Origin of the sequence: Cryobacterium soli, from assembly GCF_003611035.1 — a bacterium.
Lineage (GTDB): Bacteria > Actinomycetota > Actinomycetes > Actinomycetales > Microbacteriaceae > Cryobacterium > Cryobacterium soli.
The window spans coordinates 1343416-1358729 of record NZ_CP030033.1; the positions used below are offsets into that span (position 1 = coordinate 1343416).

Annotated in this window: 13 protein-coding genes; 11 read left to right on the forward strand and 2 right to left on the reverse strand. The window is 68.9% G+C overall.

Translation table 11 applies throughout. From position 1 onward, the window contains the following. The first annotated feature begins 37 nt into the window (after nt 1–37). The 3 genes from DOE79_RS06110 (at nt 38) to DOE79_RS06120 (ending at nt 3498) form a co-directional block, all read left to right on the forward strand. Nucleotides 38–724, forward strand: a complete 687-nt coding sequence (locus DOE79_RS06110; RefSeq protein WP_162942621.1) for a TetR/AcrR family transcriptional regulator — start codon at nt 38–40, stop codon at nt 722–724. 149 nt (nt 725–873) lie between these two features. Continuing rightward, a complete protein-coding gene (locus tag DOE79_RS06115) occupies nt 874–1260 on the forward strand; it encodes a DUF7882 family protein (RefSeq protein ID WP_245977155.1) in 387 nt (128 codons plus the stop codon). 114 nt (nt 1261–1374) lie between these two features. After that, the gene (locus DOE79_RS06120) at nt 1375–3498 is read left to right on the forward strand and encodes an HNH endonuclease signature motif containing protein (RefSeq protein WP_120337724.1); all 2124 of its coding nucleotides are present in this window, start codon (nt 1375–1377) and stop codon (nt 3496–3498) included. 91 nt (nt 3499–3589) lie between these two features. Here the strand turns inward: DOE79_RS06120 and DOE79_RS06125 are convergent, their stop codons facing one another. Together DOE79_RS06125 and DOE79_RS06130 are read right to left on the reverse strand one after the other, a co-directional pair. Continuing rightward, the gene (locus DOE79_RS06125) at nt 3590–4657 is read right to left on the reverse strand and encodes an IS110 family RNA-guided transposase (RefSeq protein ID WP_120337725.1); all 1068 of its coding nucleotides are present in this window, start codon (nt 4655–4657) and stop codon (nt 3590–3592) included. Between the two features lie 483 nt (nt 4658–5140). After that, nucleotides 5141–5962: a carbon-nitrogen hydrolase family protein gene (locus DOE79_RS06130; protein WP_120337726.1), complete on the reverse strand. Its 822-nt coding sequence runs from the start codon at nt 5960–5962 to the stop codon at nt 5141–5143. 105 nt (nt 5963–6067) lie between these two features. Here DOE79_RS06130 and DOE79_RS06135 point away from each other — a divergent pair, with 105 nt between their 5' ends. From DOE79_RS06135 to nadC, 8 genes are all read left to right on the forward strand, one after another. Continuing rightward, nucleotides 6068–6742 carry a response regulator transcription factor gene (locus tag DOE79_RS06135; protein WP_120337727.1) on the forward strand — a complete coding sequence of 225 codons (675 nt, stop codon included), beginning with the start codon at nt 6068–6070 and terminating at the stop codon, nt 6740–6742. Between the two features lie 13 nt (nt 6743–6755). Beyond that, a complete protein-coding gene (locus DOE79_RS06140; RefSeq protein WP_162942622.1) occupies nt 6756–8135 on the forward strand; it encodes a sensor histidine kinase in 1380 nt (459 codons plus the stop codon). Nucleotides 8136–8239: 104 nt separating this feature from the next. Next, complete coding sequence (locus DOE79_RS06145) at nt 8240–9766, forward strand: glycosyltransferase family 39 protein (RefSeq protein ID WP_120337729.1); 1527 nt, start codon at nt 8240–8242, stop codon at nt 9764–9766. 4 nt (nt 9767–9770) lie between these two features. Then, a complete protein-coding gene (locus DOE79_RS06150; protein WP_120337730.1) occupies nt 9771–10529 on the forward strand; it encodes a polyprenol monophosphomannose synthase in 759 nt (252 codons plus the stop codon). 140 nt (nt 10530–10669) lie between these two features. Continuing rightward, complete coding sequence (locus DOE79_RS06155) at nt 10670–11362, forward strand: NUDIX hydrolase (protein WP_120337731.1); 693 nt, start codon at nt 10670–10672, stop codon at nt 11360–11362. A gap of 44 nt (nt 11363–11406) precedes the next feature. Further along, nucleotides 11407–12747 (forward strand): quinolinate synthase NadA, encoded by a 1341-nt coding sequence (gene nadA, locus DOE79_RS06160; protein ID WP_120337732.1) that lies wholly within the window; start codon nt 11407–11409, stop codon nt 12745–12747. 2 nt (nt 12748–12749) lie between these two features. Then, a complete protein-coding gene (gene nadB, locus DOE79_RS06165) occupies nt 12750–14429 on the forward strand; it encodes an L-aspartate oxidase (RefSeq protein ID WP_120337733.1) in 1680 nt (559 codons plus the stop codon). After that, the gene (gene nadC, locus DOE79_RS06170) at nt 14423–15295 is read left to right on the forward strand and encodes a carboxylating nicotinate-nucleotide diphosphorylase (RefSeq protein WP_120337734.1); all 873 of its coding nucleotides are present in this window, start codon (nt 14423–14425) and stop codon (nt 15293–15295) included. Before nadB ends, nadC begins: the two co-directional genes overlap by 7 nt. Nucleotides 15296–15314: the final 19 nt, after the last annotated feature.

The following is a 15314-nucleotide window of genomic DNA, read 5'->3' on the forward strand; positions in this document are numbered from 1 at the left end:
CCGGGTCACGGGGGACGCAGGCGGGATAATGATCCGGATGACCACCACGCCGAAAGCCAGCACCGACCGGAACTCCTCGCCCGTGGAGCCCCGACCGGCGGGTCGCCGTGAACGCAGCAAGCACGACAAGAGGGCGCGCATCCACGCCGCAGCGGCGAAGCTGTTCGCCGAGCGCGGCTATTCGGCCGTGACCACACAGGACGTCGCCGATGAGGCCGACGTAGCCATCGGCACCCTCTTCCGCTACGCCACCTCGAAGCCGGAACTGCTCACGATGGTCTACAACACAACACTGCGCGACGGCATCGCCCGGGGCATGTCCACCACCGAAGCTGACGGCGCCATCACCGACCAGATCATGCGGCTGCTCGGCCCCCTGCTCGATGCCGGCCTCCAACACCGGGAGAACCTTGCCGTCTATCAGCGCGAGATTCTCTTCGGCGACCCGGATGGCGCCTTCCGCGGCGAAGCGCTGCACCTGATCGACCGGCTGGAGGCATCCATCGCCACGGTTCTGGGCCACTTGGCGGGACCCGGCGCGGGACCCCGACTTCGCCCCGAAGTGGACGTGATGCTGGCCGCGCGAAGCATCTTCTCGGCCCTGCACATGGAGATCATTCGCACCGGGCTCGGTCGTGAGGTCGCGGCCGATCTCCCCGGCACTCTGCGGGCGGAGATAGAGCTTCTGGTGCGAGGACTCACCCTTCCCGACGGACAATCCTGACCGCACACCGAGTTGCCGGAACCGCTTGCCCTTTCCCAGAACACCGAGGAGAGTTGAAGATTACTCCGGTTCTTCTGTTAGTGCTCCACTCTCACTTACACCCGTTTCCGGCCTCACGCGTAGCCAACTGGAAGTGAAAGTGAAAACTCATGGGCACGCTGTCTTATGACCGGGTCGTCGTGGAATTCGACGACCGAATCCTGACGCACCTGCAGATCGTGATCGTGCAGAAGTTGCGCCGAGGCGAAAGCTTCCTGTTCTCCTGGCGAAACGCCATGGAAGTGGGTGACGGGCGCAGTTCGGCGTGGATGAATCCGGCGATCCCGTTGTACTTCAAGTTCACCGGCGGACACACCCCGAGCATCAACCCGGATTGGATCGCACAACTCACCCGTTCGGCGAACAGCTCCCAGGGGCTCGTCGCCACCAGCGAGGAGCGGTGCGTGGCATCCGGGCACTCAGGGGGAATCGATGTCTCGTTCGCGGTGAAGCCCGCGACGGCGCTGCCGAAGTCGTCGATAGCGGCCCCCGAATAGCGCTCTGACGCAGATTCACGAGACGACCCAAGGAGGTTTGTAGAGCCCAAAGAGAGTTATCCACAACCTTGTTTTCGAGCACACAAAGCTACGAGATCGGGATACTCTCACTGCATGTCCAGCCTCGCAGCAATCTTCGCCCCCGACACCGTTCCGGAGCCGGCCCGTCCGGTCTCCGAGACGGTGCCGTCGGCGCTGGCTGCGGTGCCGGTTCTGGCCGAGGTTCGCCCGGAGGGCCCGGCGGGATCGCTGGCCGACGTGGTCGCCGCGGTCGCCCGCTGGGGGTCGTGCAGCGCAGATTATGACGCCCTGTCCGATGCGGATGCTCTCGCGTGCCAACGCGACATCGCCCGGCTCTCGGAGACGGTCGGAACCCGGCAGGTGTGGGTGGCGAAGACCATCGCGCACCGGTCCCGGCCGGAGTTGGGCCAGTCCGGTTTGGCGGCGCAGCAGGGGTATCTGAACCCGGACGGGTTGATCCAAAAGCTCACCGGGTCGACCAAGGCCGACGCGCGCCGGCTCGTGGACGTGGGCCGGATGCTCGCCGACAACGAGGCCGCCGCCGCACAGGCCGAAGCCGCCGCCGCAGCTGAGGCCGCCGCCGCAGCTGAGGCCGCCCGCAGGCTCCTGGACGAGCTCGACGGTGCTGGCGATGCTGATGGCTCCGGTGGCGACCCGGAGCTGACGGGGCTCGACGGCCTCGACGAGCTCGACGGCCTGAACGGCCGGAACGGGCTGGACGGAGTCGGTGGCCCGGCGATTGATCCGGCGCAGCTGCCGTGGCACCACAAGATCTCCGAGGCCGTGACCTGCGGGGCGTTGTCTGTGGCGGCCGCCCACGCGATCCGCACCGGGCTCGGTGACATCGATACCGTCGTGACGGGGCCGGTCCTCGCGACCGCCGTGGACGAGTTGCTCCGGGATACCCGCACCCTGAACGTGGATCAGTTGCTCAAACGGGCCCGCCGCACCCGGGACTCCCTCGACGCGGCCGGGATCATCGTGCGAGAACAAAAAGCGTGGGACGACCGCTCCCTGCGCGTGTGGACGAACCCGTCCGGCCAGGTGCACCTGCACGGGGTGTTCCCGCCCGAGCAGGGCGCGTTCGTCCTCTCCGCCTACGACAGCCTCACCAGTCCCCGCCGTGGCGGGGTGCGCTTTGTCGACCCGGCCCGCGCGAAGTGGGCCCAAAGCGTGCGCGATGACCCGCGCAGCACCGAGCAGATCGCCGCGGACGGTTTCCTCGCCCTCCTCAAAGCCGGCACCGAGATCAACCCCAACCGCATCCTCGGCGGCCGCCAACCCTCCGTCCGCATCATCACCCACCAGACCACCCCCGGAGAGGTGCCCACCCCGACGCCGACCGCCCCCGGCAGCGGCACCCATGCCACTACCGAGAACCCCACGAGCACCGCGAACCGCACCGCGAATCCTGCCGCCACCGAGAACCCCGGCCGCACCGGCACCCCTTCCGACACCGGAACCACTGCCCCCGCGGGGAGTTCAGCCTTCACCGGGACGGATACCCCCACCGGCACCTCAACACCCACGTGGACCTTCTCCACCGCAGCAACACCGATCCCGGCACCCCACCTGAACGGCCCAACACGGCCCGACCCGATCATCCCGCCGGGCCCGACGTCCCACGTCAACGGCCAAGCTCGGCCCGACCCGCTCATACCGCCGGGCTCGACGTCCCACGTCGACGGCCCGGCCCGTCCTGACCCGGTGATCCTGCCGGGGTCGGGACTCCTGCTGCTGCGGCAACCGGATGAGATCCTCGCACCCCTGCCCGACCTCACCGCGCACGGATACCTCGAGGGCAACCCCGCACCCCTGTCCCAACCCACCCTCGACCGGCTCATCTGCGACAGCGGCAGCCTGCCCATCACCTTCAGCACCGACAACCAACCCCTCAACCTCGGCCGAGACGTGCGCCTCTTCACCCCCGCCCAACGCATCGCCCTCGCCGCCCGCGACGGCGGCTGCCGCTGGGGCGACTGCGACAAACCACCCGCCTTCACCGAAACCCACCACATCGACCACTGGCTCCGCGACCACGGCAGCACCGACATCCGCCACGGCATCCTGCTCTGCAACCCCCACCACAGACTCCTGCACAACCAAGGCTGGCAAATCTTCGAAAACCAAGGCCGCTACTGGCTCCGCCCACCCGCCACCATCGACCCCGGACAAACCCTCATCGACATGCCCAGCAAAACACCCCACCAACACTGACCCCACCACCCGCACCAGTCTCGACGGCCCGACCAACAAGATGGGCAGGTACCGCAGACCGGGGCACCGGGTCTCGATGCTCCTATTGATGTCAAGCGGCGATTTGGGTGGTTGCGTGGCGTTCTTGGACGGCGATGAGGATGGGGAAGATCTCTCGGGCGAGGTAGCGCTTGAGGAGGCGCATGGTGTCGCGTTTGGTCTTGCCGCGCGCCAGGGTCTTCTCGACGTAGGCGCGGGTCTCGGGGTGGCGTTTCATACGGACCAGGACAATGCGGTGGAACGCGGCGTTGCCTTGCCGGTTGCCGCCACGGTTGAGCCGGTGCCGGTTCGTTTTCCCTGACGACGCCGGGATCGGTGCGGTCCCGGCCAAGTGAGCGAGGGCGGATTCGGTGCCGATCCGGTCCACGTTCTCGCCCGCGACGGTCAGCAGCGTCGCGGCAACATCCGGTCCAACCCCATAAACGGCGAGCAGTTCCGGGGCGTAAGCGGTGACGAGGGCGCGGATGCTCTCCTCGAACCGGTCAGCCTCAAGGCTCAACTCAACGTGACGGCGGCCCAAAGACTTCGCGGCGTCCTTCGTCGCGGCGGTGACGACATCATCGCCGGCCAGCTCCCGCAAGCGCGCGCAGGCTTTCGCGAGGTCTTTGGCCTTGAGACCGGCGAACTTTGCGCGGAGAGTTTCCGGGGCGCTGACGAGCAGGCTGTGCAGCTGGTTCATGATCTCGGTGCGCTGCTTGACGACCAGGCGCCGAGACGTGCGGAGGATCCGCATCGCTTCGACCTCACCGTTCCGGATCTTCGGCACCGTCGTGGCCCGCTTGGACAAGACAGCACGGGCAGCAGAGTACGCGTCGATCTGGTCCGTCTTGCCCCGCAACCGGCGTTCCTGCTTATCCGGCGCCAACACATCAATCACCTCGATGCCTGCGCTGCGCAGTCGCGCCGTGAGGCCGGCACCGTAGGAGCCGGTGCCCTCGACACCGGCGCGGAGCACGTCGCCCTGGCCGGTGACCCATGCGATCAGGGCCGCGTATCCGTCCGGGGTGGCATCGAATTTACGGTCCGTGAGGGATTCGCCCAGTGCGCTGATCACCGCGACGTGGTGGAAATCCTTGTGCGTATCGACGCCGATGATGATCTTTTGGTGGTTGTCGGTCATTCTGGTTACAGCCCTTCTTCGTAAGGGTCAGCGTTCAGGGTGCCGGCAGACAGGTCAGTGAAGAGACTTTAGCCAGGCTCCTATCAGGTCATGATCGGCATCCTGAACGCGACATTAGATGTCAGGGCCAGGCCAGTCGACGCATCGAGACAAAGACAGCCAAGGCGTCGGACAGGCTCTGAGTCAGACCAACCCGACCCCACACCCATCATCACTGACAGGCTCGACCAACGAGATGGGCGGGACCGCGGACAGGGTTGCGGGGTCTCGACGGGCTCGACCAGCGAGATGGGCGGGGACCGCAGACAGGGTTGCGAGGTCTCGGCAGGCTCGACCAACAGGGTAGACGCGAACCGCAGACACGGTTGCGGGGTTTCGACAGGCTCGACCAGCGAGATGGGTGCGAACCACGGACAGGGTTGAGGCGTCTCGACGGGCTCGACCGACGGGCGCCGCGGCACGGGGCGCGGCGGGCTCGCGGGGTCAGCGGGGGGCGACGGTGAAGCGGCGCAGGGCCAGAGCCGGGTTGATGCGGCGCACCTCGGCTAGCCGGGTCGTGGAGATCCAGCCGACCGCCACATCCGTCGTCTCACCGATCGTCACCAGTTCGACACCCATCGGGTCGACCACCATGCTCGCGCCCACGCCGCTGGGTGGCGCATGGTCGGCGGCCGCCAGGTAGATCGTGTTCTCCAGCGCACGCGCAGTCAGGAGGGTGCGCCAGTGCTGCTCCTTGAGCGGCCCGCGCACCCACTCGGCCGGCACGAGCACCAGCTCGGCTCCGGCGTCAACGAGGCGCCGGGTGACCTCGGGAAATCTCACGTCGTAACAGGTCTGCAGCCCAACGGTGATGCCGGCCACCTGGAAGGTCTCCGGCTCCTCAATGGGTCCGGCAAGCACCCGATCTGATTCGCGGGAGCCGAAGGCGTCGTAGAGGTGCAGCTTGCGGTAGCTCGCCACGATCTTCCCGGCCGGGTCAATCGCCACGAGGGTGTTGTGCACCCGGTCGGCGTCCGCGGTGGTTTCCAGCATGCCGGCGACGACGTGCACACCGAGCTCGATGGCGAGCCGGCCGAGCGCCACAACGAACGGTCCGGTCAGAGGTTCAGCGGCGGCAACGGATGCATCGCCCAGCCGGGTCTCGAAGAACGACGAGTACTCCGGAAAGACCACGATCCTCGCACCCCGGGTGACTGCGATCTCGGCGAGTGAGCGCATCGTGGCCAGGTTGGCTTCCTGGTCGGAACCCGGCGCGAACTGCGCCACGGCCACTCCGAGTTCTTCCGTTGACAGCGCATCCACCATGCCGTCAGCCTAGCGGCGGCTTCCCAGCTTCAGAGGCGGCAGGTCGCGCGCGAAGCGGCGCGCAACGTGCCAGCATGAGAACCTGACCGAGCGAAGGGTGACGGCATGAAGATCTTGGTCGTAGAGGATGATGACCAGATGGGCGCCCTGATCGAACGGGGGCTCCAGGCCGAGGGATACGAAACCGCACGGGTATCCAACGGCATCGACGCACTCATCGCCATCTCGGGGGACGGTTTCAGCCTCGCGGCCATCGACGTGATGCTGCCCCAGATGTCGGGTTTCGAGATCTGCCGGCGCATCCGCGAATCGGGCAGCACCATGCCTGTACTGCTGCTCACCGCTCGGGACACCGTGGACGACCGGGTCTTCGGGCTCGACAGCGGCGCCGACGACTACCTCACCAAGCCATTCGCCTTCGCGGAGCTCTCCGCCCGAGTGCGCGCTCTGCTGCGGCGGCGTTCGATGGGCGCCCCGCTCACCCTGGAGATCGGCAACCTCGTGCTGGATTCCCGTGACCTTCGCGTGACCGTGGCCGGGCGGGCCGTCTCGATGAGCCCCAAGGAAGTCGCCCTATTGCGCCTGCTCTGCAGTCGCGCCGGCACCACGGTCGACCGCACCACGATCCTCGAGGAGATCTGGAACGGCACGAGCCACATCGACCCGAACATCGTCGACCAATACATCAGCTACCTCCGCCGCAAGATCGACACCGAGGCCGCCGGGGTGCGCATCGTCACCGTGCGCGGCGCGGGGTATGCGGTGGAGCTCGTCGAGTGAGGCGGGGCGCCCGGTGAACCGGCTGCGCCGCATCTGGCTGCCCGCGCTCTCGATCAGGGCGCGAATCACCGTAGGCAGCCTGCTCGTCGCCACGGTCTTGTTCAGCACGGCCGCTTTCTTCTTCCGCCTCGAGGTGCAGTCCATCCTCACCGCGACGAACGAGACCATGCTGCGCAATGATGCGGAGCCGTTGATCGGCGAACTCGCCGCCAACCCCACCGACGCCATCGAGAGCCCCAGCGAGGGCCAGTTGCTGGCGATCATCGACCCCGACGGTGTCGTCCGCAAGTCGTCGCTGCCACGCAGCCTCGACCGGCAGATCACCACCCTGTCCGATCTGGGTCCCGACCCGCAGACGGTCAACACTCCCGCGGCCACCTATCTGGTCTCGGCGACCACGGTCACCGTGCCTTCGGGCGACTGGCTGGTCATCGCCGCCCGAAGCCAGCAGGCGCCCACGCTGCTGCTCGACGAGCTCACCGGGGTGCTGACCCTCGGCACCCTGATTCTCACCATCGGATTCGGGCTGGCCTCGTGGCTGCTCACCGGCGCCGCCTTACGCCCGGTGACCCGGCTTCGCGAGGAGGCGGAGAGCCTGAGCGCCACGGGGTCCTCGGCCCGGCTGCGCGTTCCGGCCGGCAAAGACGAGGTCAGCAGGCTCGCCCGCACCCTCAACGACTTCATCGAACGGCTCCGGCGCGGCGTCGACCGCGAGAAACAAATCGTGTCGGATGCGAGCCACGAGCTACGCACCCCGCTCGCGGTGCTCCAGGCGCAACTCGAACTGGCCCATCTGGATTCCGGCGACGCCCCGGCTCTCGAGCGTGACATTCGGGATGCGTCGGCCACCGCGGGCCGGCTCAGCCGGCTGGCGACCAACCTGCTCGAGTTGAGCAAGCTCGAGAGCGAGCAGTCACCGCCCGAAACGGACTGGGCCGGCCTCGTCGGCGAGGTCACGGCATCCGTCGACCGGGCCCGGATCGTGCGGGAAGGCCATGAGCTCGATGTCGTCTACCGCATCGACGGTGACGACCCCGACGGGTACTACGGCATCTCGAGCACCAATATGGGCCAACTGCTCGACAACCTGATCTCCAACGCGGTGACTGCCATGGCCGGCCACGGCAGCGTCACCGTCTCGCTCACGCGCTCGGGCACCGGCGCCCTCATCGCCGTCGTCGACACCGGGCCAGGCCTGCCCGACGAGTTCATCCCGCTCGCCTTCGACAGGTTCTCCCGACCCGACAGCTCCCGGTCCAGCCACTCGGGCGGTTCGGGGCTGGGCCTGGCGATCGTGCACGCCATCGTGGAACGCGCCCATGGCAGCGTGCAGCTCCGGAACACCGGCACCGGGCTGGCCGTCGAGATTCGGCTGCCGCGGCACATCCGCTGATCAGAGCCCAAGTCATCCGCACCAGTCAAAGTCTGTGAGATTTCGCAGGCCACCCCTCCGCCCGCTGGGAGTAAACGTTAACCCGGGGGTCATACGGTCGGAATGTGACGACACTACTGAGTTCTCCCCGCGTCGAGCCGACCCGGCTCGCGACCACATCGTCACGTGAATTCGCCGGTGCCGCCGGCCTGCTCGGCCTCTTCGGATTCATCCTGTCGTTCGCGGGCTCCTGGATCCCGTCGTATTGGGGTGACGAGGCGGCCAGTGTCATGTCGGCCGAGCGCTCCCTGCCGTCGCTGTTTCGGGTTCTGGGCAACATCGACGCCGTACACGGCGGCTATTACCTTTTCCTGCACGGCTGGATCGAGATTTTCGGCGCCTCCGAACTGGCCACCCGGCTCCCCAGCGCACTCGCCATCGGCTTCGCGACGGCCGGCACCGTGCTGCTGGCACGGATGCTCGTCAACACGCGAGTGGCCGTGATCGCCGGCGTGGTCTTCGCTGTGCTCCCCCGGGTTACCTACATGGGCGCTGAGGCACGCTCCACCGCCTTGGCCACGATGCTCGCAGTGTGGACTTTCGTGCTCCTCGTGCACATCGTGCGCGCTCGGGCCGGCGCCCCGCTGCTACGCCTGGCGTTCTGGGCGGCGTATGCGCTGATGGTCACCCTGAGCGCCTACATGTTCCTGTACACGGCCCTCTTGATTCCGGTGCACGCCCTCACCGTGGCTCTGCTCTCCCGACGCCGCCGCGGAGCACTGTTGGCCTGGGCGGCGGCCGCCGCCGCCGGGCTGCTGCTGGCCTCGCCGGTTTTCTACTGGGGAGTCGGCGAGCGCGAACAGATCTCGTTCCTCGCCCGGCGGCCGACCGTCAGTGTGCTCGACGCCGCCGTGCACCAGTGGTTCGGCACGCCGGCCCTTGCCGGCATCGCCTGGGCGCTCATCGCGATCGGGGCCGTGGCTACCTTCGTGCCCCGCTTCCGCGCCCGCGGTCGGGCACCGCGGGCCGAACTTCTCGTGGTGCTCGCCTGGGCCATTGTGCCCAGCGCCGTGCTGCTCATCGGCACCCAGCTGATCACACCGATGTACTCGCTGCGTTACCTGTCGATCTGCATTCCCGCGGCGGCCCTGGCCGTGGCCGTGGGCATCGCCGCACTGCGTCCACGGTGGACCCAGGTCGTCGCCGTGCTCCTGGTCGGCGCCCTCGCCACGCCCGGCTACCTCGCTCAGCGCACCGACTTCGCGAAAGACGGGGGCAGCGATTGGCGGCAGGTATCCGACATCCTGCGCACCGAGGCCCGCCCCGGTGACGCCGTGGTGTTCGACGAGAGCACCAAGCCGTCGCAGCGCCCGCGGCTGGCGATGCACCTCTACCCGGCCGGCTTCGTCGGGCTGGATGACGTGACGCTCAACCGGTCGTATCAGGACGTCGATTGGCTGTGGGACACCACGATCCCGCTCGCCGAAGCCACCTCGAGGCTCGCCGGCACCGACCGGGTCTGGGTACTGCACAACGTCGGCAGTCGGGACACAGTGTCGGGCACGGATATCGGCGTGCTGCAGCAGCTGGGCTTCACCGTGCACTCCTCACTCACCGTCAACCCCACGATCCTTTCCGAACTGACAAGGTAGTTACATGCCATCCACTGTGGTCATCATTCCCACGTACAACGAACGCGAGAACCTCGGCAGCATCGTCGGCCGGGTGCGCAGCAGCGTGCCCGACGCCGATGTGCTGATCGTGGACGACGCCTCACCCGACGGCACCGGCGCCCTGGCCGACACCCTCGCGACTGCCGACGACCGGCTGCACGTGCTGCACCGCAGCAAGAAGAACGGTCTGGGGGCGGCCTACCTGGAGGCCTTCGACTGGGCGCGCGCGCGCGGATTCGACTACCTCGTGCAGTTGGACGCCGACGGTTCTCACCAGCCCGAGCAGTTGCCCTCCCTGCTGGCCGCCGCACGCACCGCTGATGTCGTGATGGGGTCCCGTTGGATTCCCGGCGGCGAGGTCAAGAACTGGCCGTGGCACCGCCGGATGCTCTCCCGCGGCGGCTCGCTCTACTCCCGGTTCATGCTGCGCTTGCCGCAGCACGACGTCACGGGCGGCTACCGCGTCTACAGTGCCGATGCGCTCGAACGGATGCAGCTGGAAAGCGTCGACAGTCTCGGCTACTGCTTCCAGATCGACATGCTCCTGCACGCCGTGCGCGCCAGGCTGAAGGTGGTCGAGGTGCCGATCACGTTCATCGAACGCACCCTCGGCAACTCCAAGATGAGCGGCAACATCGTGTTCGAGGCCATGGGCCGGGTCACGATCTGGGGCCTGACCGGCCGCGGAGCACGGCACGCGAACCCGGCGCCAGCCCCGGCGACCAACGGTCGTGAGCTGTGAGGTAAGCACGCCTCGGGGCGTTTTCGGGGGCTTTTCTCACGGCTCAAGGGACGGGCATGAGGAATTTCACTTCCGGTCATCGTGACTATATGATGGGTCTCAGTTAGAGTCACACTAACCTTTAGTCGATGGATGTCCAGATGACCGAGTCCCACCCGCCCGTGCTTGCGGTGTCGACGGTCATTTTCGCCCTCCGGCCGGACGCCGAATCCGGCTTCATGACCCTCTGGCTCCCCCTGGTGCGCCGCACCCGTGAGCCGCAGCTCGACCTCTGGGCGCTGCCCGGTGGCTGGCTGCCGGCCGACGAAGAACTCGCCGCCGCCGCCGCCCGCACCCTGCGGGAGACCACCGGGCTCACCCCCAAATACCTGGAGCAGCTGTACACCTTCGGTGACCTCGGCCGCTCCCCCGGCAACCGGGTCGTCTCGGTGGTCTACTGGGCGCTCGTACAGTCCGGCGAGGCCGACGCGGCCGCCGTCGACGACAACGTGCAGTGGTTCCCCGCCGACCGCCTACCCGACCTGGCCTTCGACCACAACCACATCGTCGAATACGCTCTGTGGCGCCTGCGTACCAAGGTGGAGTACTCCCGCATCGCGCACGCCTTCCTCGGTGAGACCTTCACCCTGGCCCAGCTGCGCGACGTGCACGAGGCGGTGCTGCGCCGCGCGCTCGACCCGGCCAACTTCCGTCGCATGATCGAGTCCTCCGGCACCGTCGTCGACACGGGACTGCGCCTGGCCGGGGTGCCGCACCGTCCGCCGCGGCTCTACCGCTACAACGACTCCCAGACGCTCGCCGAACAGGGCCCGCTCGGCCCGCTGGTGGGCTGAACCTTGTACCTCCGACCCATCCCGCACTCCCCGAGGAGCACGACATGACCATCGCATCGGTCGACCGCACCATCCGCCTGATCAGCACCGGCAAGGCCGAGGGAAGCACCTGCACCCCCGACCTCGCCGTGGACCCCTGGTACTTCGACGCCGGCACACCCGGGTACGGACCCGGCTCCTCGATGGGCGACGTCATCCCCACCGGGTCTCCGCGCCAGGGCGAACTGCCCGCGCGCTACCGCACCGCCTCCAACGGTGAACTGGGCGACTGGATCCGCGCCGCCAAGGCCACCCTCGGCGACAGGGTCGTGGTGCTCGGCCACTTCTACCAGCGCGAAGAGGTGCTGCAGCACGCCGACTTCGTGGGCGACTCCTTCCAGCTCGCCGTGGCCACCCAGAGCCGCCCAGACGCCGAGGCCATCGTCTTCTGCGGCGTGCACTTCATGGCCGAGACCGCCGACCTGCTCTCGACGCCGGAACAGGCCGTGATCCTGCCCAACCTCGCCGCAGGCTGTTCGATGGCCGACATGGCCGACATCGACTCCGTCACCGAGTGCTGGGAGCAGCTCGAGGAGCTGTACGGCACCGAACCGGATGCCTCGGGGCGCGTCCCCGTGATCCCCGTCACCTATATGAACTCCTCCGCGGCGCTCAAGGGCTTCTGCGGCGAGCACGGCGGCATCGTCTGCACCTCCTCGAACGCCGAGACCGTGCTCGAGTGGGCCTTCGAACGCGGCCAGCGAGTGCTGTTCTTCCCCGACCAGCACCTGGGCCGCAACACCGCCAAGGCCATGGGCGTGCCCCTCGAGCAGATGCCGATGTGGAACCCGCGCAAGCCCCTGGGCGGCAACACCGAGGCCGAGCTCGAGGACTCCCGAGTCATTCTCTGGCACGGCTTCTGCAGCGTGCACCGCCGCTTCACCGTGGACCAGATCGACGCCGCCCGCGCCGAGCACCCCGGCGTGCGCGTGATCGTGCACCCCGAGTGCCCGATGGCGGTCGTCGACGCCGCCGACGAATACGGCTCCACCGACTACATCGCCAAGGCCATCGCCGCTGCCCCGGCCGGCTCCACCTTCGCGATCGGCACCGAGATCAACCTCGTGCAGCGCCTCGCCGCCCAGTACCCGGAGCACACCATCTTCTGCCTCGACCCGGTGGTCTGCCCCTGCTCCACCATGTACCGCATCCACTCGGGCTACCTCGCCTGGGTGCTCGAAGCGCTCGTGGGCGGCGACGGCGTGCCCGCCGAGGTGCTCAACCGCATCACAGTGGCCGACGATGTGGCCGATCACGCCCGGGTGGCACTCGAACGGATGCTCGCGGCCAAGCCGCCGGCGGCCGGTCCCGTTGCACCGGTGGCAAGCGTCAGCACCGGAGCCTGACCATGACCCGAGTGCTCGTCGTCGGCAGCGGACTGGCCGGCCTGCTCGCCGCGGTGCGGGCCACCGATGCCGGCCACCGGGTGACCCTGGTCACCAAGGCCGCCCTCTCGGACAGCAACACCCGCTACGCCCAGGGCGGTATCGCCGCCGCACTGTTCCCCGACGATTCGGTGGACGCGCACATCCTCGACACCCTGCGTGCCGGCGCCGGCCTGTGCGACCCCGCCGCGGTCCGGGTGCTCTGCGAAGAAGGCCCGGCCCGGGTGCGCGACCTGATCCGGTTCGGGGTCGACTTCGACCGCGACGAGTCCGGCATCACCCGCGGACTGGAGGCCGCGCACTCCAGGTCCCGAGTGCTGCACGCCGGCGGCGACGCCACGGGCGCCGCCATCGAGGCCGCCCTGGTGGCCACCGTTCAGGAGCGCGCCACCCGCGCCCACGCGCTGGGCGGCGACCAGATCACCATCCACGAACACACCATGCTCGTCGACCTCACGGTCATCGACGGCCGGGTCACCGGCGCCGTGCTGCTCGGCCCCGACGACACCCGGCACACCGTGGCCGCCGACACCGTGATCCTGGCCACCGGCGGCGCCGGCGCCCTGTACCGGCACACCACCAACCCCGCCATCGCCACCGGTGACGGTGTCGCCGCCGCCTGGCGTGCCGGCGCGGCCGTCGCCGACGTGGAGTTCTACCAGTTCCACCCCACCGCCCTCGCGGTGCCCGGCACACCGTTGATCTCCGAGGCCGTGCGCGGCGAGGGCGCCGTGCTGCTCAGCAGCACGGGCGAACGCTTCATGACCGCCATCCACCCGGATGCCGAGCTGGCGCCCCGCGACATCGTGGCCCGCAGCATCGCCGCCCAGATGAAGGCGCAGGGCGGCGCCCCGGTGCTGCTCGACGCCACGGGCCTCGGCCGCGACCTGCTCGAAAGCCGCTTTCCCACCATCACGGCCGCCTGCCGCGCGAACGGGCTGGACTGGGCCGCCGAACCGATCCCCGTGGCCCCGGCCGCGCATTACTGGATGGGCGGCATCGCCACCGACGGCTGGGGCCGAACCTCGCTGCCCGGCCTGTATGCCGTGGGCGAGGCCGCCCGCACCGGCGCGCACGGCGCCAATCGGCTGGCCTCGAACTCTCTCCTCGAGGCCGCCGTGTTCGCCGACCGCGCCGTGCGGTCGCTGAACGAGGCCGAACAGCCCGCGCCATACTTCGCCACCGACACCGATGCCGACTCCGGCCGGGATGCCGACATCGCCGGCTACCCGGGCACCGGGCCGGACGACATGGGCGACCTGGCCGACGCTGCCGACGCATCCGTCACTGTCTTTGCCCCCGGCCTCGTCGACCGCGGCGCCCTGCAGAACCTGCTCTGGGAGGCCGCCGGAGTGCACCGCTCCGGCGCCGACCTCACCGGCGCGGCGGCGACCCTGGCCGGCTGGAGAGCCGCGGACCGGGCGCAAGCCACGGCCGCGGAGCTGGAGACCGGAAATATGCTCGACCTGGGCCGGCTGATCGTGGCCGCCGCCCTCGCCCGCACCGAGTCCCGCGGGGCGCACCACCGCGCCGATTGCCCGGACACCCGCCACGAGCTGGCCCGGCCACGCTTCACGGTGCGCCAGGACGCGCGCGCACTGGTAACCGCTTCATCCATCGCTTCGGAGGGCATCGCATGCTGACCACTCACGCCATCGAGACCGTTGTGCGGTCCGCCCTCGATGAGGACGCCCCGTGGGGCGACCTCACCAGCGAGATGCTGATCCCCGCCGACGCCGTCGCCACTGCCCAGCTCGTGGCACGGGAGGCCGGCGTGTTCAGCGGCGGCGCCGTGTTCGCCGCGGCGTTCCGCCTGGTCGACGCCCGCATCACCGTGCACCTGCACGTCGCCGACGGCACCGTGTTCGCCGCGGGCGACCTCCTCGCGGAGGCGTCCGGTCCGGCCCGCGGCATCCTCACCGCCGAACGCATCGGGCTCAACTTCGTGCAACGGATGAGCGGCATCGCCACGCTCACCGCACAGTACGTGGCCGAGACCGAGGGCACCAGCGCCCGCATCGTCGACACCCGCAAGACCACCCCCGGGCTGCGCGCCGTGGAGCGCCAGGCCGTGCGGGACGGCGGCGGCCACAACCACCGCTTCAGCCTCTCCGACGCCGTGATGGCCAAGGACAACCACCTGGCCGTGCTCAGCGCCGACGGCACCGACCTCACCGAGGCGCTGCTCGCCGTGCGAGCCCGGCTCTCGCACACCACCCACTTCGAGGTGGAGGTGGACACCCTCGAGCAGATCGAGCCCGTGCTCGCGGCCGGCATCGACACCATCATGCTCGACAACTTCGACGCCGAGGCCCTGCGCGAGGGCGTGCGGCAGGTCGCCGGCCGCGCCATCGTGGAGGCCAGCGGCGGGGTGTCGCTTGAGACCGTACGTCGCATCGCCGAGTCGGGTGTCGACGTCATCTCGGTCGGCGCCCTCACCCACAGCGTGCGCTCGCTCGACCTGGGACTGGACGTCGTCATCCTGCCCGAGGCCGTCCTCCCCGAGTAGCCCGCCCACGAGCCTCGCC